This window comes from Thermopolyspora flexuosa (assembly GCF_006716785.1).
Lineage (GTDB): Bacteria > Actinomycetota > Actinomycetes > Streptosporangiales > Streptosporangiaceae > Thermopolyspora > Thermopolyspora flexuosa.
Genome location: NZ_VFPQ01000001.1, coordinates 4,740,790 through 4,757,769, shown reverse-complemented (window position 1 = coordinate 4,757,769; position 16,980 = coordinate 4,740,790). Strand labels below are relative to the sequence as shown.

Annotated in this window: 18 protein-coding genes; 15 read left to right on the top strand and 3 right to left on the bottom strand. The window is 71.2% G+C overall.

Annotated features, from left to right (window positions below):
• Positions 1 to 52 precede the first annotated feature (52 nt).
• The 4 genes from FHX40_RS20400 to ccsA are packed head-to-tail and all read left to right on the top strand — an operon-like array spanning position 53 to position 4,080.
• The gene (locus FHX40_RS20400) at positions 53 to 640 is read left to right on the top strand and encodes a TlpA family protein disulfide reductase (protein WP_142261108.1); all 588 of its coding nucleotides are present in this window, start codon (positions 53 to 55) and stop codon (positions 638 to 640) included.
• Entirely contained in the window at positions 630 to 1,367 is a 738-nt protein-coding gene (locus tag FHX40_RS20395) for a cytochrome c biogenesis CcdA family protein (RefSeq protein ID WP_189136175.1), read from the top strand. The genes FHX40_RS20400 and FHX40_RS20395 overlap by 11 nt, the downstream gene beginning before the upstream one ends.
• On the top strand, positions 1,368 to 3,104 hold the full coding sequence (resB, locus tag FHX40_RS20390; protein WP_142261106.1) for a cytochrome c biogenesis protein ResB: 1,737 nt from the start codon (positions 1,368 to 1,370) through the stop codon (positions 3,102 to 3,104).
• A 4-nt stretch (positions 3,105 to 3,108) separates the two neighbouring features.
• Entirely contained in the window at positions 3,109 to 4,080 is a 972-nt protein-coding gene (gene ccsA / locus FHX40_RS20385; protein ID WP_142261105.1) for a cytochrome c biogenesis protein CcsA, read from the top strand.
• Between the two features lie 150 nt (positions 4,081 to 4,230).
• Here ccsA and FHX40_RS20380 read toward each other — a convergent pair whose 3' ends face one another.
• On the bottom strand, positions 4,231 to 4,554 hold the full coding sequence (locus tag FHX40_RS20380; RefSeq protein ID WP_229788524.1) for a PLDc N-terminal domain-containing protein: 324 nt from the start codon (positions 4,552 to 4,554) through the stop codon (positions 4,231 to 4,233).
• Positions 4,555 to 4,915: 361 nt separating this feature from the next.
• On the opposite strand from FHX40_RS20380, the gene FHX40_RS20375 reads away from it, so the two are divergent.
• Positions 4,916 to 5,908: a hypothetical protein gene (locus FHX40_RS20375; protein ID WP_170198901.1), complete on the top strand. Its 993-nt coding sequence runs from the start codon at positions 4,916 to 4,918 to the stop codon at positions 5,906 to 5,908.
• A 10-nt stretch (positions 5,909 to 5,918) separates the two neighbouring features.
• Positions 5,919 to 6,158 carry a hypothetical protein gene (locus FHX40_RS20370; protein WP_142261103.1) on the top strand — a complete coding sequence of 80 codons (240 nt, stop codon included), beginning with the start codon at positions 5,919 to 5,921 and terminating at the stop codon, positions 6,156 to 6,158.
• Between the two features lie 867 nt (positions 6,159 to 7,025).
• Here FHX40_RS20370 and FHX40_RS20365 read toward each other — a convergent pair.
• Positions 7,026 to 7,265 carry a BldC family transcriptional regulator gene (locus FHX40_RS20365; protein ID WP_142261102.1) on the bottom strand — a complete coding sequence of 80 codons (240 nt, stop codon included), beginning with the start codon at positions 7,263 to 7,265 and terminating at the stop codon, positions 7,026 to 7,028.
• A 241-nt stretch (positions 7,266 to 7,506) separates the two neighbouring features.
• Here FHX40_RS20365 and FHX40_RS20360 point away from each other — a divergent pair, with 241 nt between their 5' ends.
• The gene (locus FHX40_RS20360) at positions 7,507 to 7,719 is read left to right on the top strand and encodes a DUF4229 domain-containing protein (protein WP_142261101.1); all 213 of its coding nucleotides are present in this window, start codon (positions 7,507 to 7,509) and stop codon (positions 7,717 to 7,719) included.
• 7 nt (positions 7,720 to 7,726) lie between these two features.
• Here the strand turns inward: FHX40_RS20360 and FHX40_RS20355 are convergent, their stop codons facing one another.
• Positions 7,727 to 9,076, bottom strand: a complete 1,350-nt coding sequence (locus FHX40_RS20355; protein WP_229788526.1) for a delta-60 repeat domain-containing protein — start codon at positions 9,074 to 9,076, stop codon at positions 7,727 to 7,729.
• Between the two features lie 78 nt (positions 9,077 to 9,154).
• On the opposite strand from FHX40_RS20355, the gene FHX40_RS20350 reads away from it, so the two are divergent.
• From FHX40_RS20350 to nuoF, 8 genes are all read left to right on the top strand, one after another.
• Complete coding sequence (locus tag FHX40_RS20350) at positions 9,155 to 9,883, top strand: demethylmenaquinone methyltransferase (RefSeq protein WP_142261100.1); 729 nt, start codon at positions 9,155 to 9,157, stop codon at positions 9,881 to 9,883.
• Between the two features lie 680 nt (positions 9,884 to 10,563).
• On the top strand, positions 10,564 to 11,856 hold the full coding sequence (locus tag FHX40_RS20345) for a geranylgeranyl reductase family protein (RefSeq protein ID WP_229788527.1): 1,293 nt from the start codon (positions 10,564 to 10,566) through the stop codon (positions 11,854 to 11,856).
• Between the two features lie 61 nt (positions 11,857 to 11,917).
• Positions 11,918 to 12,277 (top strand): NADH-quinone oxidoreductase subunit A, encoded by a 360-nt coding sequence (locus FHX40_RS20340; RefSeq protein WP_142261099.1) that lies wholly within the window; start codon positions 11,918 to 11,920, stop codon positions 12,275 to 12,277.
• A gap of 10 nt (positions 12,278 to 12,287) precedes the next feature.
• A complete protein-coding gene (locus tag FHX40_RS20335) occupies positions 12,288 to 12,842 on the top strand; it encodes a NuoB/complex I 20 kDa subunit family protein (RefSeq protein WP_142261098.1) in 555 nt (184 codons plus the stop codon).
• Positions 12,839 to 13,564: an NADH-quinone oxidoreductase subunit C gene (locus tag FHX40_RS20330; protein WP_142261097.1), complete on the top strand. Its 726-nt coding sequence runs from the start codon at positions 12,839 to 12,841 to the stop codon at positions 13,562 to 13,564. Before FHX40_RS20335 ends, FHX40_RS20330 begins: the two co-directional genes overlap by 4 nt.
• A 76-nt stretch (positions 13,565 to 13,640) precedes the next feature.
• The gene (locus FHX40_RS20325) at positions 13,641 to 14,969 is read left to right on the top strand and encodes an NADH-quinone oxidoreductase subunit D (RefSeq protein ID WP_142261096.1); all 1,329 of its coding nucleotides are present in this window, start codon (positions 13,641 to 13,643) and stop codon (positions 14,967 to 14,969) included.
• The gene (gene nuoE, locus FHX40_RS20320; protein ID WP_142261095.1) at positions 14,966 to 15,646 is read left to right on the top strand and encodes an NADH-quinone oxidoreductase subunit NuoE; all 681 of its coding nucleotides are present in this window, start codon (positions 14,966 to 14,968) and stop codon (positions 15,644 to 15,646) included. Before FHX40_RS20325 ends, nuoE begins: the two co-directional genes overlap by 4 nt.
• The gene (nuoF, locus tag FHX40_RS20315; RefSeq protein WP_142261094.1) at positions 15,643 to 16,938 is read left to right on the top strand and encodes an NADH-quinone oxidoreductase subunit NuoF; all 1,296 of its coding nucleotides are present in this window, start codon (positions 15,643 to 15,645) and stop codon (positions 16,936 to 16,938) included. The genes nuoE and nuoF overlap by 4 nt, the downstream gene beginning before the upstream one ends.
• Positions 16,939 to 16,980 lie beyond the last annotated feature (42 nt).

Genomic DNA, 16,980 nt, shown 5'->3' with positions numbered 1-16,980 from the left:
CCACAGGGTACTGTGGCGCTCTACGGGGTGTAGTGCGAGGAGACGTCCTGTCGTGTCCAGGAAAGCCATCGTTCTGATCGCCGCGCTGGCCGGTGCGGTCCTGTCGGGCTGCGCGGGCGGCCAGGCCACGGCCGACCAGTCGAGCGACACCCGGTACGTCGCGGGTGACGGACGCGTGCAGCTCTTCGACCCCGCCGAGCGCCGCGAGGCCCCCGCGATCGAGGGCGAGACGCTGGAGGGCGACCGCGTCGCGCTCGCCGACCACAAGGGCAAGGTGGTCGTGCTCAACTTCTGGGCCTCCTGGTGCGCGCCGTGCCGCAGCGAGGCCCCCACGCTCAAGGACGTCGCCGCCCGGACCAAGGACCAGGGCGTGACCTTCCTCGGCGTGGACTTCAAGGACCGCAAGGCCGACGCGCTCGCCTTCCAGCGCCGCTTCGAGATCGAGTACCCGAGCATCTTCGACCAGCCGGGGAAGGTGGCGCTCGCCTTCCAGGGCACGGTGCCGCCCGCCGCGATCCCCACCACGCTCGTGATCGACCGGCAGGGCCGGATCGCCGCCCGCGCGCTCGGCGAGGTGAAGCACTCGGCGCTGCTCGACGTCGTGACGAAGATCAGCGGTGAGGGCAGTGGTGGCGGCTGACGGGCTCGCCGACACCGTGGCGGCGGGCTCCCTCCTCGTGGCCCTGCCGATCGCGGTGGCGGCCGGGGTCGTCTCCTTCCTCTCCCCGTGCGTGCTCCCGCTCGTGCCCGGCTACCTGTCGTACGTCACCGGGATGAGCGGCGACCCGAGGCGGGGCCGCATGGTGCTCGGCAGCTCGCTGTTCGTGCTGGGCTTCGCCCTGGTGTTCGTCGCCGGCGGCGCGCTGTTCGGCGGCGTCGGCGCGGCGCTGCACGCCAACGCCGAGGTGATCACCCGGGTGCTCGGCGGGCTCACCGTCGTGCTCGGGCTCGCGTTCCTCGGCTTCATCCCGGGCCTGCAGCGCGACTACCGCATCTCGCGGCTGCCCGCGGCCGGTCTCGCCGGGGCGCCGCTGCTCGGCGTGGTGTTCGGGCTCGGCTGGACGCCGTGCATCGGCCCGACCCTCGCCGTGGTGCTCGGACTCTCCCTCGACCAGGGCAGCGCGGCGCGCGGCGCGGCGCTCGCGTTCGGGTACGCGCTCGGGCTCGGCCTGCCGTTCGTGCTCGCCGGGCTCGCCTACCGTCAGGCGCTGCACGCCTTCCGGGCGCTGCGGCGGCACACGCAGCTCATCACCCGCATCGGCGGCGGCATGCTCGTCGCCGTGGGCCTGCTGCTCGTGACCGGGCTGTGGACCGAGCTCGTCGCGGGCATGCAGGGCTGGATCGGCGGGTTCAGGCCGGTGATCTGAATGAGTCGTTCCCACGTCCCTGGCGAGAGCGGCGCCGAGCGGCCCGCCGCCGCGGCCGAGGCCGCCACGGTCGCCACGGCGCCCGGCGAGGAGGCCGTGGCGCCGGAGGAGACGGCCGCCGCCCCGCCCCGCCGCCCCGCCGGGTTCGGCCCGGTGGCCTGGCTGCGCTGGGGCTGGCGCACGCTCACCTCGATGCGCACCGCGCTCATCCTGCTGTTCCTGTTCGCGGTCGCCTCGGTGCCCGGCTCGATCTTCCCGCAGCGCGGGGTGAGCCCGGAGAAGGTCGCCGAGTACTTCCGGGACAGCCCCGCGCTCGCCGAGTGGCTCGACCGGCTCTACCTGTTCGACGTGTTCCAGGCGCCCTGGTACGCGGCGATCTACCTGCTGCTGTTCGTCTCGCTGCTCGGCTGCGTGCTGCCCCGCTCGGTCACCCTCTACCGGGAGCTGCGCCGCAGGCCCCCGGCCGCGCCGCGCAACCTGTCCCGGCTGCCGCGCCACGCCGCGTTCCACGGCGAGGCCGAGGTGGCCGAGCTCGCCGCGCACCTGCGCCGCAAGGGCTTCCGGGTGGCCACCGGCCCCGACTGGGTCGCGGGCGAGAAGGGCTACCTGCGCGAGGTCGGCAACCTGCTCTTCCACTTCGCGCTGATCGGCATCCTCGTCGCGGTCGGCGTCGGCGCGGTGTACGGCTACCGCGGCAACGTGCTCGTCGTCGAGGGGGAGGGCTTCGCCAACACGGTCGCGGTGTACGACCGGTTCCAGCCGGGCCGCCTCGTCACCGCCGACTCGCTGGCGCCGTTCACGTTCACGCTGCGGGACTTCCAGGCGACCTACCAGGCCGAGGGGGAGCGGCAGGGCCAGGCCCTCGACTACGTGGCCAGGCTCGGGGTGACCGACCGGCCGGGCGCGCCCGAGCGCGCCTACGACCTGCGGGTGAACGAGCCGCTCAATGTGGACGGCACCCAGACGTACCTGCTCAACCACGGGTACGCGCCGGTCGTCAAGGTCACCGACGGCGAGGGGCAGGTCGCCTTCGAGGGACCGGTGCCGTGCCTCCCGGTCGACCAGCGCACCCTCACCTCCGAGTGCGTGATCAAGGTCCCGGACGCCCGGCCCCGGCAGCTCGGATTCCTCGCCCGGTTCCTGCCGAGCACGGCGAGCGCCGAGGGCGGCTACGTGTCGGTGTTCCCGGCGGCGATCAACCCCACGGTGCAGATCTGGGCGTTCTCCGGCGACCTCGGCCTCGACGACGGCGTGCCGCAGTCGGTCTACCAGCTCGACACCGACAAGCTGCAGCCGCTGGTGATGCAGTCCGATCCGCTGCAGCCGGGGCAGCGGCTCACGCTGCCGGACGGGGCTGGCACGATCGAGTTCACCGGGGTCAAGGAGTGGATCACGCTCCAGATCACCTACGATCCCGGGCGGCTGCCCGCGCTCGTCTCCGCGGTGGTGGCGACGGTGGCGCTCGTGCTGTCGCTCGTGGTCCGGCGCCGCCGGGTGTGGATCCGGGTGAGCCGCGCCGACGGCCCGGCGACGATCGAGGTCGGCGGCCTGGCCCGCACCGAGGGCAACGTGAACTTCACCGAGGAGTTCGACGAGATCGTCGGCTCCCTGCGCGGCCGGTTCGCGGCCGCGTCCGACGAGCGGCCGGCGACGGCCGCATCCGATGCCGAGCAGCGGCCGGTGGCGGCCGCAACCGATACCGAGCGGCCGGTTCGCGGCCGTACCGCTAAGGAGTGACACGGTGGGCAATCAGGTCAACACCGGACTCGCCCAGCTGAGCGACCAGCTCATCCTGGTGACGGTCCTGCTCTACCTGGGCGCCATGATCGGATACGCCCTGGAGCTCGCGTTCGGCCGTCCCCGTGGCCAGGCGCCCGCCCCGCGGTCCCGCGAACTGGTCACCGTCGGCGGTGGCGAGAGCGGCGGCGACCGGGCCGAGGCGGGCACCGGCGAGGACGCCGGGACGGCCGCGGTGCCGTACGCGCCCTGGGCGGCGACCGCGGGGCGCGTCGCGGTCGTGATCAGCTGGCTGGGCTGGGCGGCGAACCTCGGCGGCATCGTCACCCGCGGCGTGGCGTCGGGCCGGTGGCCGTGGGGCAACATGTACGAGTTCACGGTGGCGATCTGCTTCGCCGCCGTGACCACGTTCCTCGTGCTCCTGCTGCGGCAGCGGATCCGCTTCCTCGGCGCGTTCCTCATGCTCGCCGCGGCGCTCGGGCTCGGCTTCGCCGTGCTCTACCTGTACGTCCAGGCCGGTCCCGTGGTCCCGGCGCTCAACTCCTACTGGCTCGCCCTGCACGTCGGCGCCGCGATCATCGCGAGCGGCCTGTTCTTCCTCGCCGCGGTCACCGGCGTGCTCTACCTGGTGCGCCGGCCGGGGGCCATGCGGCTGCCGGACCGGGAGACCCTGGAGCGGATCGCTCACCGTGCCATCGTGCTCGCGTTCCCGGTGTGGACGTTCGCCGTGATCGCGGGCGCGCTGTGGGCCGACCGGGCCTGGGGCCGCTACTGGGGCTGGGACCCCAAGGAGGTCTGGTCGTTCATCACCTGGCTGGCGTACGCCGCCTACCTGCACGCCCACGCCACCGCGGGCTGGCGGGGCAAGCGGAGCGTCATCATCCAGCTCGTCGCCTGCGGCTGCCTGCTGTTCAACCTCGTCGGGGTGAACATCTTCTTCGGCGGCCTGCACTCGTACGCGGACATCCCGGGCTGATCCCGCCCGTGGTCACCGGCGCCGGGGCGGCCGCTCGGCCGCCCGGGCGAGCACCGTCATCCCGTCCCGTTCTCATGCATCGGCCCGGCCGGTCGCCGGGCCGTACCCGTTGCCGGGCCGGTTGACGCCGCACCGGCGCCACCCCGCCGGTCACTCCTCCCCGCGGATGCGCCGATCCAGGCTGCGCAGGAACTCCGGGTCGTCATCGGGACCACGCGGCGCCGGGGGACGGCGCGTGGCCCGGCCGAAGGAGCCGCCGCCGAACACGGCGGGGCCGCCGGGCGTGTGCGCCTGCTGCTGCAGCGGGCGGCCGAGCAGCAGCCACAGCAGGCCGCCGACCGTCATCAGGAGCACGACGACCAGCACCCAGAGCACCTTCGGCAGGTTCCGGACCTGGTCCTCGGGCGTGGTGATGACGTCGAAGAGGCAGTAGAGCCAGAAGGCCAGCAGCGCCAGACCGATAACCACAGGCATATGCGCAGCGTACGGCATAGCAGGCATAGATCGCCCTTTGGCTGCGCAAGGTTCGGAACGTCCGGATGAGGAAGTTCCGGATGTGCTGACGGCGGCCCCGCACGCGCATGGAACGGCCCGCCGGGCCGTGGCGGCGGCGATGCGGCCACCGAAAGAACCCCGCATAACGGGTGACTCGGCAGAGACCCTCGTCGTACCGTGGGACGCGACAGCACTTCTCGGCGAGGATGGGGAGGGGAGGCCGGGACCCGACCGAGGGAACGCCGCCGGACGGGCGGAGGCGGGCGAGTGGCCCCGACGGGACGGGCGGCGTCGAGCGGACGGGGGCGGCCGACTCGACCGTGGAGAACAGAGAGGCGCGATGGCGCAATTGGGCGACAGAGGTCGTCATCGACGGGGGCTGCGCTGGTGGCAGCGCGGGCCGTACACCTCGCGCGGCGGGGTCGAGTCGCGGGGTGAGGCCGAACGGCACGCGGTGCGCCCGGAGCGGGGTGACGCGCCGCGGCCGGAACGCGGCGAACGGTTCGGCTGGTTCCGCCGCTCCGAGCGCGGGGACCGGCGGGTCGAGTCCGGCGAGGCGCCGGACCGGAGGAACGGCTTCGAGCTGCGTGACCGGGCGAGGCGCCCGGAACGCGCCTACCGCACCGCGGTGACCGCGCCGGTCGTGGACCGGCCGGTGTACACCTGGCGGGACTTCGAGCTCGACTACCGGCCGGTGGAGGCCACGCCGCATCCACCGGACTTCCCCGACCTCGGTGACGGGCGGCGGCACTGCGGCGCCCTGGAGCGGGTGCTGCACCGCCAGTGGGACGCGGCGGACGGGCCGCCCCCGCCGGAGATCGTGCGGGCGATCGAGAGCCTCGCGCGGCTCCCCGACCGGCTGAAGGAGAAGCTCGCCGACGGGCTCGAGGGCATCTACGTCGGCCCCGGCGGCGTGCCGGACCTCGACGACATGGGGTACCTGCGCGGCGCCCCGCTGCCGTCGGGCCGGGCGACCTGGGACATCTGCGCCGGCGCCTACGGCGACCGCAAGATCGTGGTGGGGGACCGGCCCTCACCCACCCCGGACGTGATGATGCACGAGGTGGGCCACGCCCTCGACGACGTCGACGCGCCGCCGGGGGACTGGGTGTCGGACTCCCCGGAGTTCAAGGCGCTCTACGAGCAGTGCCTGCCGCATCTGGTGTCGGGCTTCCACAAGCAGGGCAACGGCCTGGGGCGGAAGGAGTTCTTCGCCGACGCGTTCGCCGCCATCGCCTCGCGCCAGCGCCCCGCGCTCGTGGACATGCTCGGCGGGGACACCAGGACCGCGCTCAACGTGATGTTGTTCTTCAACCGGCGTTACGGAATCTAGGTGATCTCAGATGTACGTGATCCGGCTCGCGGACGGGACCCTGCGGGTGCCGCAGACCCTGGCCAGCGATGACGGGCGCCTCATCGGCAACGCGTACGTGGAGGTCTCGCCGGGTGATCCGGAGTACGAGCGCTGGTCGGCGGAGGCGGTCAGCGAGGAGGAGCTCGCCACCATGCGGCGGCGCTGGCGAGAGGAGAACGACGAACTGGAGGCCGCGTTCCTCGCCTTCAAGGCGGAGCAGGAGCGCTGACGGCCCGGTCGCGATCGGGGGCGATACCTGCGGGACGTGCCGCGGACGATGCCGCGCGACGGCGCGGGTGACCACGCGGGTGACGCTGTCTCGTGCCGCCCGGTGACGGTGTCCCTGCACGGCGCCTTGGGGTGCACGGGCCGGTCGAGGGGCGTCGCCGTTGACGCCGCGGAACGGCGGCGCGCCGTGCCACTGTGCCGTACGGGCCACCGGGCCGGCCGGTGAACGAGCACGTCAGGTACGGCGGCGCCGACGCCGTTGGGGGACGTGCTGCCGGGCGACGTGTCCCGGCGGCGGTGCCCGGTGTGGCCGCAGGACATGGCGCGGACGGGATCGGCGGTCATGGCCGGATCGCGTTCCGGCCGCCGGGGCCGTCGTGGCCCGCCCCTTCCCGGCCGCGATCCCGGCGGCGCCCCGGTACTCCGCCGTGCCGGAGGCACCTCAGCCGCGCCACCACCACGCGCCGTCACAGCCGGCCACGGCGCCGGCACGGCACCGCCACGGCCGTCACCTCCGGTCGTCTCCTCGGCGGCCTTCCCACCGGGCCGCCTTCGGGACCGCCGGAGCGACGCCGTCACGGCGGCGGCTCCACACCGAATCCCCACCGCGGTCCGGACCCGTGGCGCGCCACCGGGGGCGTGCCCGCGCGGGCCGGTCTCGCGTCCGGCGCGGAACCTCAACGTGCCGGGGTGTGCCGGCCCCGGCGGATGACGACGCGAACGACAATCAGCGCACGAGAGGGTGCAACAGGCACAGCAGGACCAAGAGCGTCGTCGGGGGGTGCCGGGCGGCGCGTCCCGGTCCCCCACTCCAGTGACCCTGCGGCTTCCGGGGGTCGCAGGATCACCGGTGGTGACGGTGTCGACGTCAGACGCGCGGTGACTCGCTGTTCTGGCGTTCGGCCGTCAGGACCTCCTCACCGCGCAGGAGGGCGTGAACCTCCGACTCGCGGAAGCGCCGGTGCCCACCTGGGGTGCGGATGCTGCTGATTCGGCCGGCGGCCGCCCAGCGTGTCACCGTTTTTGGGTCGACCCGGAAGAGGGCGGCGACCTCCCCGGGTGTCAGCAGACGCTCGCTGCTACTCTCCACAATCTCTCCCCCTCGCATCCCGCGTCCTGCTGCGGGCGGACAGGTAACCAGTGTGCCGAGCGGAGCCTGATTTATCCGTGCTTTTCACAAAGATCACGTGATGTTATCGGCTGACTGCCCGATTGTTATATGATAGAGCCTCTTTGGGGCGCTGATGGGTGTTTCTTTATGAAAGCGCCGTGTTGGGTAAGAGTAGCAGCGCTCGCGCCTCATGCGAAGTGCGACCGCTCCATCGTGAGAGTGACGTAACCTCGACGCTGTGCGTCCACTTGTGGTTTACACCCTGTCGCGGGTGGGGCTGTTCGCCGTCGCCCTCGCCGTGCTCTATCTGACCGGTCTGCGGGACCTGTTCTGGCTCCTTGTGGCCGCCTTCCTCATCAGTGGCCTCGCAAGCTATGTCTTGCTGTCCGGACAACGTGACGAGGTGAGCAAAGCCATCGCCAGAAGACGGGAGTCCCGCGGGGACCGGTGAATCGGGTTCAGTTCCGCAACGGGAACATGCCAACGCGGGCATGGTACTCGCGCCCGAGCTCGGTCGTGTCGCTTCCGACGAGAAGGCCGCCCTTATGCGCGAGGAATGCCTTCACCCCCACACCTCGGGTCCGGGTCGGGTTCCAGGCGAGCGCGCGGCCGGTCACCGGATGGATCGCGCCGATGCCCTTTCGCGACACCGCACCCGGACCCGCGGTGTCCGAACCGTGCGGGTTGTTGAGCCACCGCTGGTGGCCGCCGACGTAGACCGCGGCCCCCGTCACCGCCACCGAGTAAAGCGAGTCACCCCCGGTGTGGTTGATCCAGGTGGGGCGGATATTGTCGCCCTTGGAATAGGTTTCGAAACGGGCCGCTGAGTCGCATGTGGGACCGGTGCCGCCACGGTGTTTCGGTCCGCCTGTGGTAACGACCACAAAGTACTTTCCGTCAGGCGAAAAATCCAGGCCGCGCACGTACCAGGGAAACGCCGACCAGCAGTCCGGCGCGTACGCCGCGGTACGCCAGGGGGCCACCCGCGCCGGGTTCCGCCCGATGTCGATCAGACCGAGCTGCGGCCGGGACAGCCCGTCGAGCGTGGTGAACGCGCCGTCGACCGCGAGCCGGTCACGGGAGAGCGCCATCGCGTACACCCGGAGCCGGGCGCGCCGCGGCGGATCGCCCGGGGTGACGGTGAAGGTCGGGTCGAGCGCGCCGGTGCGCGCGTCGAGCCGGGCGAGCGCCGGGCGTTCGGTCTCGCCGATCCGGCGGAAGGTGCCGCCCACGTACAGGTGGCCGCCGTGCGCGACGAGCGCGTTGACCTCGCCGCCGCGGACCCAGGGCGCGAACCCGTGCACCGCCCGCCCGTCCTCGAGGCTCAGCCGGGTGAGCGCGCGGGCGGGCCAGTGGTTGACGGTGTCGAACGCGCCGCCGACGTACACCGTGTCGCCGGCCCCCGGGGCGAGCGCGTACACGGTGCCGTCGAGCACCGGCGCGAAACTTTCATCGACCTTGCCGGTGTAGAGATCGAAGGCGAACAGGTTGGTACGCCGCATCTCCCGGGACTCGCCGGCGTTCTGCACCCGGGTGAACGAGCCGCCGACCACGACCTTCCGGCCCACGAGCGCGAACGCGTTGACGATGCCGTCGAGCACGTGCGGCGTGTAGTCGACCGGGTCGGCCGACACCACCCGGGCGTGCGCCACCGCCCCCCGGGCCATCGCGGGGGCCCGGCCCTGCCCGACACCGGGGAGCGCCGTGGCGGCGCTCGGCGCGGCGGGGAGCGTGGCGGCCGCGGCCGTGCAGGCGCCGAGGGCGCAGGCTCCGAAGGCTCTGATGATCTTCCTGTTCCGCGAGAGCACGCAGAACTTCCTACCATTCGCTGAGTGATGACGTGGCTACTTTCGGTGAAAATGGTCACGGCGCACTAGGCTTGTCCCATGACGCGCGCATCGCTGGACAAAAAACCGCACGAGGTCGCGGCCATGTTCGACCGTACGGCCCGGCGTTACGACCTGGTCAACGACGTGTTGTCGCTGGGCCGGGACCGGTACTGGCGCAGGGCGACGGCGGACGCCGTGGACGCCGGTCCGGGGGAGCTCGTCCTCGACCTCGGCGCGGGGACCGGCACCAGCACCGACGCCTTCACCCGGCTCGGCGCCCGCGCGATCGCGAGCGACTTCTCCCTCGGCATGCTGCGCACCGGGGTGCGGCGCCGGGGCGGCTCGGGCATCCACGGCGGCGGTGTGCGCGGGGTGACCTTCATCGCCGGGGACGCGCTGCGCCTGCCGTTCGCCGACGAGGTCTTCGACGCGGTGACGATCAGCTTCGCGCTGCGCAACGTGCAGGACACCTCCGCCGCGCTGCGCGAGATGCTCCGCGTCGCCAAGCCGGGGGCGCGGCTCGTGGTCTGCGAGTTCTCCCACCCCACGACGAAGGCGTTCGACCTGGTCTACTCGCAGTACCTGGTCCGGCTGCTGCCCCGGATCGCCCGGCTGGTCAGCTCCAACCCCGACTCCTACGAGTACCTCGCCGAGTCGATCCGCGCCTGGCCCGACCAGCGCGCCCTCGCGGGCGTCATCCGGGACGCGGGCTGGAGCCGGGTCGCCTGGCGCAACCTCACCTTCGGCATCGTCGCGCTGCACCGGGCGTACAAGCCCGCGGACTGACCCGGCGGCCCACGCCCTCCGGCCGGCCGCGGCGCGCCCGCCGTCCCGGCCGGCCGTACCCGATCGGCGGCGTTCCGCCGTCCTGCCCGATCGCCGGCGGCGGGCCAACGACGGCCTCCCGCTCGCCGGCGGCGTTCGATCGCCGGCGTCCCGCTCGCCGTACCCGGCCCGCCGAGACCCGTCGCGCGGCGGCCGGCCGTATCGGGTCCGCCTCGCCTCGGTCACGGGCACCGTGTCGAACTTGATCACAAATCGGGCAGTGGTATAAACCACTGTGCATCCGCTGCCGATGGCCGGCGCGGCGCACGTCCGTGATCCCCGCAGATCGCCGAGGCGCGCCCCGCTCCTGCCCGACCGACGGGGAGCCGCCGATGGACGATGCCGCGCAGGCCCGGACGCGCGCCTGAGTGCGCCGACCTGCGCGTTCCGTACACGGCCGATGGGTGCGTCCCACCCGGGGTGGGTGTCCCGGATCACGATTCGGGAACGCGTGTTCATCCGCTGAGACGCCGATGCCCGCGGGCTGCGGGGAGGGGCCGTCGTACCGGGGGAAGGCCCCCTCACACTCACCGGGTAAAAGGGACTAGACTTCGGCGCGAACAAGTTTGTGAAGGGGTTCACAAAGGCACGAGGGTTCCCACCACCCCTGGGGCCTCGGCCTCGAGGACAGGACAGGTCCAGTGAGCGTGCGGACTAGCGGGCGAGCACCCGGACAGCGGGGCGAGTTGGACGCCGACGTCATCGTCGTCGGCGCCGGTCCCGCGGGTTCGACGACCGCCTATTACCTCGCGCGGTCCGGGCTGACCACCCTCGTGCTGGAGAAGGCCCGCTTCCCCCGGGAGAAGGTGTGCGGCGACGGGCTCACCCCGCGCGCCGTGAAGCAGCTCCTCGCGATGGGCGTCGACATCAACGCCCCGGGCTGGGTCCGCAACCGTGGCCTCCGGGTCATCGGCGGCGGCATCCGCCTGGAGCTCGACTGGCCCGAACTCGCGTCCTATCCCGACTTCGGGCTGGTGCGCACCCGCAAGGACTTCGACCGGATCCTCGCCGACCACGCGGTGCGCGGAGGCGCCACCGTCCTGCAGGGGGTCAACGTCGTGGGCCCCGTGATCGACGAGCGCAGCGGGCACATCGTCGGCGTGCGCGCCCGGCACGACGACGGCGGGGGCGACGAGGTCGTCTACCGCTCGCGGCTGGTGGTCGCGGCCGACGGCAACTCCTCCCGGCTCTCCATCGCCATGGGCCTGCACAAGCGGCCCGACCGTCCGATGGGCGTCGCGGTGCGCACCTACTACACCAGCCCGCGGCACGACGATGACTACCTGGAGTCGTGGCTGGAGCTGTGGGACGGCGACGAGCTGCTGCCCGGGTACGGCTGGATCTTCGGTGTCGGCGACGGGACGGCCAACGTGGGGCTGGGCCTGCTCAACACCAGTGCGGCGTTCCAGCACATCGACTATCGCGACCTGTTGCGCCGCTGGGTCGCCACGATGCCGGAGGAATGGGGGTTCGTCGAAGAGAACATGACCGGCCCGATCCGGGGCGCGGCGCTGCCGATGGGGTTCAACCGGCAGCCGCACTACACCCGCGGGCTCGTGCTCGTCGGTGACGCCGGCGGAATGATCAACCCCTTCAACGGCGAGGGCATCGCCTACGCCATGGAGACCGGGAAGATCGCGGCGGAGGTCGTCGTGCAGGCCCTCGGCCGGGCGACGGCCGCGCAACGGGAACGGGTGCTGCGCACCTATCCTGGGATCCTCAAAGAGATGTTCGGCGGGTACTTCACGCTCGGCCGGCTGTTCGTGCAGTTGATCGGGCGGCCCGGCGTGATGAGGTTCGCCACCCGCCATGGCCTGCCGCACCCTCGTGTCATGAGATTCCTGCTCAAGCTGCTTGCTAATCTCACGGACCGGCGAGGTGACGCGACGGACCGGATCGTCAATGCCCTGTCCAAGGTCACGCCACCGGCATGACTCTCCCCGAAGCGAAGACCATGATCGTTGTTCCTAGCCTCATGAAACGGGATGCGTGCGGATGAACCTCTACGTGCCGATCCTGGTGCTCGCGGTTCTCGCCGCGGGATTTGCCGTCTTCTCCGTTGCCATCGCGCCGTTCACCGGTCCTAAGCGCTGGAACCGCGCCAAGCTCGACGCCTACGAGTGCGGTGTCGAGCCGACCCCCCAGCCGCCCGGCGGTGGTCGGTTCCCGCTGAAGTACATGATCACCGCGATGCTCTTCATCGTATTCGACATCGAGATCATCTTCCTCTATCCGTGGGCGGTCGCGTTCGACGCGCTCGGGGTGTTCGGGCTGGTCGAGATGGTGCTGTTCATCGTCACCGTCCTCGTCGCGTACGCGTACGTCTGGCGGCGCCGCGGCCTGGACTGGGACTGAGAGGATCGACATGGGTCTGGAAGAGAAACTCCCCAGCGGGTTCATCCTGAGCACCGTCGAGCAGGTCGCCGGCTGGGCGCGGAAGAACTCGGTGTGGCCCGCCACCTTCGGCCTCGCCTGCTGCGCGATCGAGCTGATGGCCGCAGGCGGCCCCAAGCACGACCTCGCCAGGTTCGGCATGGAGCGCGCGTCCGCCTCGCCCCGCCAGGCGGACCTGATGATCGTCGCCGGTCGCGTGTCGCAGAAGATGGCGCCGATCCTGCGGCAGATCTACGACCAGATGGCCGAGCCCAAGTGGGTGATCGCCATGGGCGTGTGCGCCTCGAGCGGCGGCATGTTCAACAACTACGCGATCGTGCAGGGCGTCGACCACATCGTGCCCGTCGACATCTACCTGCCCGGCTGCCCGCCGCGGCCGGAGATGCTGCTCGACGCGATCGTCAAGCTGCACGACAAGATCCAGAACACCAAGTTCGGCGTGCACCGCGAGCGGCAGATCGAGGAGCTGGAGAGGCGCGCCCTCAACCCGCTGCCGCTGGTGGACGACCGGGGGGCCGTCAGATGAGCGAAGAGCAGAACAAGCCGCAGGAGAACCTGCCCGCCGTCAACCCCATCGAGCTGCCGATCGCCCGCAAGGGCATGTTCGGCGTCAAGGGCACCGGCGACACCTCCGGTTACGGCGGCCTCGTGGTGCGCCGCCCGCCGAAGCTGTCCAGCCCGCGGCCGTACGGCGGGCCGGACCGTACCGGCGAGCCCGGCGAGTTCGACGTGATCGCCGACGAGCTGGAGCGCGCGCTCGGCGACGGCTTCCACGACGCCGTCGAGCGGGTCGTGGTCGACCGCGGCGAGCTCACGTTCCACGTGAAGCGGGAGCGGCTCGTCGAGGTCATGCGCCACCTGCGCGACGATCCGGCGCTGCGGTTCGAGCTGTCACTCGGCGTCTCCGGGGTGCACTACCCTCATGAGACGGGCGCCGAGCTGCACGCGGTGTACCACCTGTGTTCCATCACCCACAACCGACGGCTGCGGATCGAGGTCTCGTGCCCTGACGCCGACCCGCACATTCCCTCCACGGTGTCGGTATACCCCACGCACGACTGGCACGAGCGGGAAACCTACGACTTCTTCGGGATCATCTTCGACGGCCACCCCGCACTGACCCGGATCGAGATGCCCGACGACTGGGAGGGGCACCCGCAGCGCAAGGACTACCCGCTGGGTGGCATCCCGGTGGAGTACCGCGGTGCCACGACCCCCGCCCCGGACCAGAGGAGGTCGTACTCGTGAGCTCCGTCATGAGGCCGGCCGACCGGCCGGTGGCGACCGAAGCGGGTGCGAAGCAGCCGGGCGCGAAGGAGGATGTATGACCGCCCTGCACGACGAGACGACCGAGGGCAAGGTCTACACCGTCAACGGCCAGGACTGGGACGAGCTCGTCAAACAGATCAGCGAGTCGTCCGACCGGCACCTGGTCGTCAACATGGGTCCCCAGCACCCGTCCACGCACGGGGTGCTGCGCCTGGTGCTGACGCTCGACGGCGAGACCGTGGTCGAGGCCCGGCCGGTGATCGGCTACCTGCACACCGGCATCGAGAAGAACATGGAGTACCGGACGTGGACCCAGGGGGTCACGTTCGTCACTCGCATGGACTACCTCTCGCCGATCTTCAACGAGACGGCGTACTGCCTCGCCGTGGAGAAGCTCCTCGGCATCACCGACCGCATCCCCGAGCGGGCCCAGGTGCTCCGGGTGCTCATGATGGAGCTCAACCGGATCTCCTCGCACATGGTGGCGATCGCCACCTTCGGCATGGAGCTCGGCGCCACCTCGGTGATGATCTACGGCTTCCGCGAGCGGGAGATGGTGCTCGACCTGTTCGAGTACATCACCGGCCTGCGGATGAACATGGCCTACGTCCGGCCCGGCGGCGTCTCCATGGACCTGCCCGCCGGCGCGGTCGACAAGATCGGCGAGTTCCTCAAGATCATGCCGAAGCGGGTCAAGGACATGCGCAAGGTTCTCGACGAGAACCCGGTGTACGTGCGCCGGACCCGCGACATCGCGTACCTCGACCTCACCGGCTGCATGGCCCTCGGCGTGACCGGGCCGATGCTGCGCGCCGCCGGCCTGCCCTGGGACCTGCGCAAGTCGCAGCCGTACTGCGGCTACGAGACCTACGACTTCGAGGTGCCCACCGAGACCGGCTGCGACGTGTACAGCCGGTACCTGGTGCGGATGGCCGAGGTCGAGGAGTCGCTGAAGATCATCCAGCAGGCGCTCGACCGGCTCACCGGTCCCGAGCTCAAGGGCAAGCCGGTGATGATCGAGGACAAGAAGATCGGCTGGCCGTCGAAGCTCGCGCTCGGCCCCGACGGCATGGGCAACTCGCCCGACCACATCGCCCACATCATGGGCACCTCGATGGAGGCGCTCATCCACCACTTCAAGCTGGTGACCGAGGGCTTCCGGGTGCCGGCCGGGCAGGCGTACGCGGCGGTGGAGTCGCCGCGCGGCGAGCTGGGCGCGCACGTGGTGAGCGACGGCGGCACCCGGCCGTACCGCGTGCACTTCCGCGACCCGTCCTTCACCAATCTGCAGGCGCTTCCGGCCACCGTCGAGGGCGGCATGGTCGCCGACGTCATCTCGGCGATCGCCTCGATCGACCCGGTCATGGGGGGAGTTGACAGGTGAGCGAGAACCAGGGCTACCCGCCCGAGGTCCGCGAGCGGCTCGAGCGCGAGGCGAAGGAGATCATCGCCCGCTACCCGAAGCCGCGCTCGGCGCTGCTGCCGCTGCTGCACCTGGTGCAGTCGGTGGACGGCTACGTGTCCGACCGCGGGCACGAGTTCTGCGCCGAGATGCTCGGCATTCCCAAGGCCGAGGTCGTGGGCGTGTCGACCTTCTACACGATGTACAAGCGCAAGCCGGCCGGCGAGTACCACGTGGGCGTGTGCATCAACACGCTCTGCGCGGTGATGGGCGGCGACCAGATCTGGGAGACGCTGTCGGAGCACCTCGGCGTGGGCCACGACGAGACCACCCCCGACGGCAAGGTGTCGCTGGAGCGGCTGGAGTGCAACGCCGCCTGCGACTACGCCCCCGTGGTCATGGTCAACTGGGAGTTCTTCGACCGGCAGACCCCGGAGTCGGCCAAGCGGCTCGTCGAGGACCTGCGGGCCGGCAAGCCGGTCGCCCCGACCCGCGGCCCGAAGCGGCTGTGCACCTTCAAGGAGGCCTCGCGGGTGCTCGCGGGCCTGTCCGACGGCCTGGCGCACGAGGGCCCGTCGGCGGGCGACGCCTCGCTCGAGGGCCTGCGGCTCGCCAAGGAGAAGGGCTGGACGGCGCCGCGTAAGGAGGACGTGGAATGACCACCCTCACCCCGGTCCTGACCGCCACCTGGGACCAGCCGGACTCCTTCACCATCGAGGGCTACCAGCGCAACGGCGGGTACCAGGCGCTGCGCAAGGCGCTGACCATGGACCCGGACGCGATCATCCAGGCGGTGAAGGACTCCGGGCTGCGCGGCCGTGGCGGCGCGGGCTTCCCCACCGGCATGAAGTGGGGCTTCATCCCGCAGAACGACGGCAAGCCGCACTACCTCGTGGTCAACGCCGACGAGTCCGAGCCGGGCACGTGCAAGGACATCCCGCTGATGATGGCGAACCCGCACGTGCTCGTCGAGGGCGTGATCATCAGCGCGTACGCCATCCGGGCGAACCACGCCTTCATCTACATCCGCGGCGAGGTGCTCCACGTCATCCGCCGGGTGCAGCAGGCGGTCCGCGAGGCGTACGAGGCGGGCTACCTCGGGAAGAACATCCTCGGCTCCGGCTTCGACCTGGAGCTCGTGGTGCACTGCGGCGCCGGGGCGTACATCTGCGGTGAGGAGACCGCGCTGCTCGACTCGCTCGAGGGCTACCGCGGCCAGCCGCGCCTCAAGCCGCCGTTCCCCGCCGTGGCCGGCCTGTACGCCAGCCCGACGGTGATCAACAACGTCGAGTCGATCTCCTCGGTGCCGAGCATCATCGCCAACGGGGCGAACTGGTTCGCCTCGATGGGCACCGAGAGGTCGAAGGGCTTCGGCATCTTCTCGCTGTCCGGCCACGTCAAGCGGCCCGGGCAGTACGAGGCGCCGCTCGGCATCACGCTGCGCGAGCTGCTGGAGATGGCGGGCGGCATCCGCGAGGGGCACCGGCTCAAGTTCTGGACCCCGGGCGGCTCGTCCACGCCGATCTTCACCGAGGAGCACATCGACGTGCCGCTCGACTTCGAGTCGGTCGGCAAGGCCGGGTCGATGCTCGGCACCCGCGCCCTGCAGATCTTCGACGAGACGACCTGCGTGGTGCGGGCGGCGATGCGGTGGATCGAGTTCTACGCGCACGAGTCCTGCGGCAAGTGCACCCCCTGCCGGGAGGGCACCTACTGGCTCAAGCAGGTCCTGCAGCGGCTGGAGCGGGGCCAGGGCACCGAGGAGGACCTGGCCACGATCACCGACATCGCCGACAACATCCTGGGCCGCTCGTTCTGCGCCCTCGGCGACGGTGCCACCAGCATCGTCCACTCGTCCGTGAAGCACTTCCGCGACGAGTACATCCAGCACTTCGAGAACGGCGGCTGCCCCTTCGATCCCGCCGCATCCACCGCATGGAGCAAGCAATGATCGCGCCAAGCGAGATCATCGACACCCGCGGCCCGGTCGCTG

Coding starts and splice junctions, on each gene's coding strand:
- FHX40_RS20330 (WP_142261097.1), top strand. CDS start 12,839: ATGAGCGAAGAGCAGAACAAGCCGCAGGAGAACCTGCCCGCCGTCAAC.
- FHX40_RS20350 (WP_142261100.1), top strand. CDS start 9,155: ATGACGCGCGCATCGCTGGACAAAAAACCGCACGAGGTCGCGGCCATG.
- FHX40_RS20340 (WP_142261099.1), top strand. CDS start 11,918: ATGAACCTCTACGTGCCGATCCTGGTGCTCGCGGTTCTCGCCGCGGGA.
- FHX40_RS20380 (WP_229788524.1), bottom strand. CDS start 4,554: ATGCCTGTGGTTATCGGTCTGGCGCTGCTGGCCTTCTGGCTCTACTGC.
- FHX40_RS20370 (WP_142261103.1), top strand. CDS start 5,919: ATGTACGTGATCCGGCTCGCGGACGGGACCCTGCGGGTGCCGCAGACC.
- nuoF (WP_142261094.1), top strand. CDS start 15,643: ATGACCACCCTCACCCCGGTCCTGACCGCCACCTGGGACCAGCCGGAC.
- FHX40_RS20335 (WP_142261098.1), top strand. CDS start 12,288: ATGGGTCTGGAAGAGAAACTCCCCAGCGGGTTCATCCTGAGCACCGTC.
- FHX40_RS20325 (WP_142261096.1), top strand. CDS start 13,641: ATGACCGCCCTGCACGACGAGACGACCGAGGGCAAGGTCTACACCGTC.
- resB (WP_142261106.1), top strand. CDS start 1,368: ATGAGTCGTTCCCACGTCCCTGGCGAGAGCGGCGCCGAGCGGCCCGCC.
- FHX40_RS20375 (WP_170198901.1), top strand. CDS start 4,916: ATGGCGCAATTGGGCGACAGAGGTCGTCATCGACGGGGGCTGCGCTGG.
- FHX40_RS20365 (WP_142261102.1), bottom strand. CDS start 7,265: ATGCGAGGGGGAGAGATTGTGGAGAGTAGCAGCGAGCGTCTGCTGACA.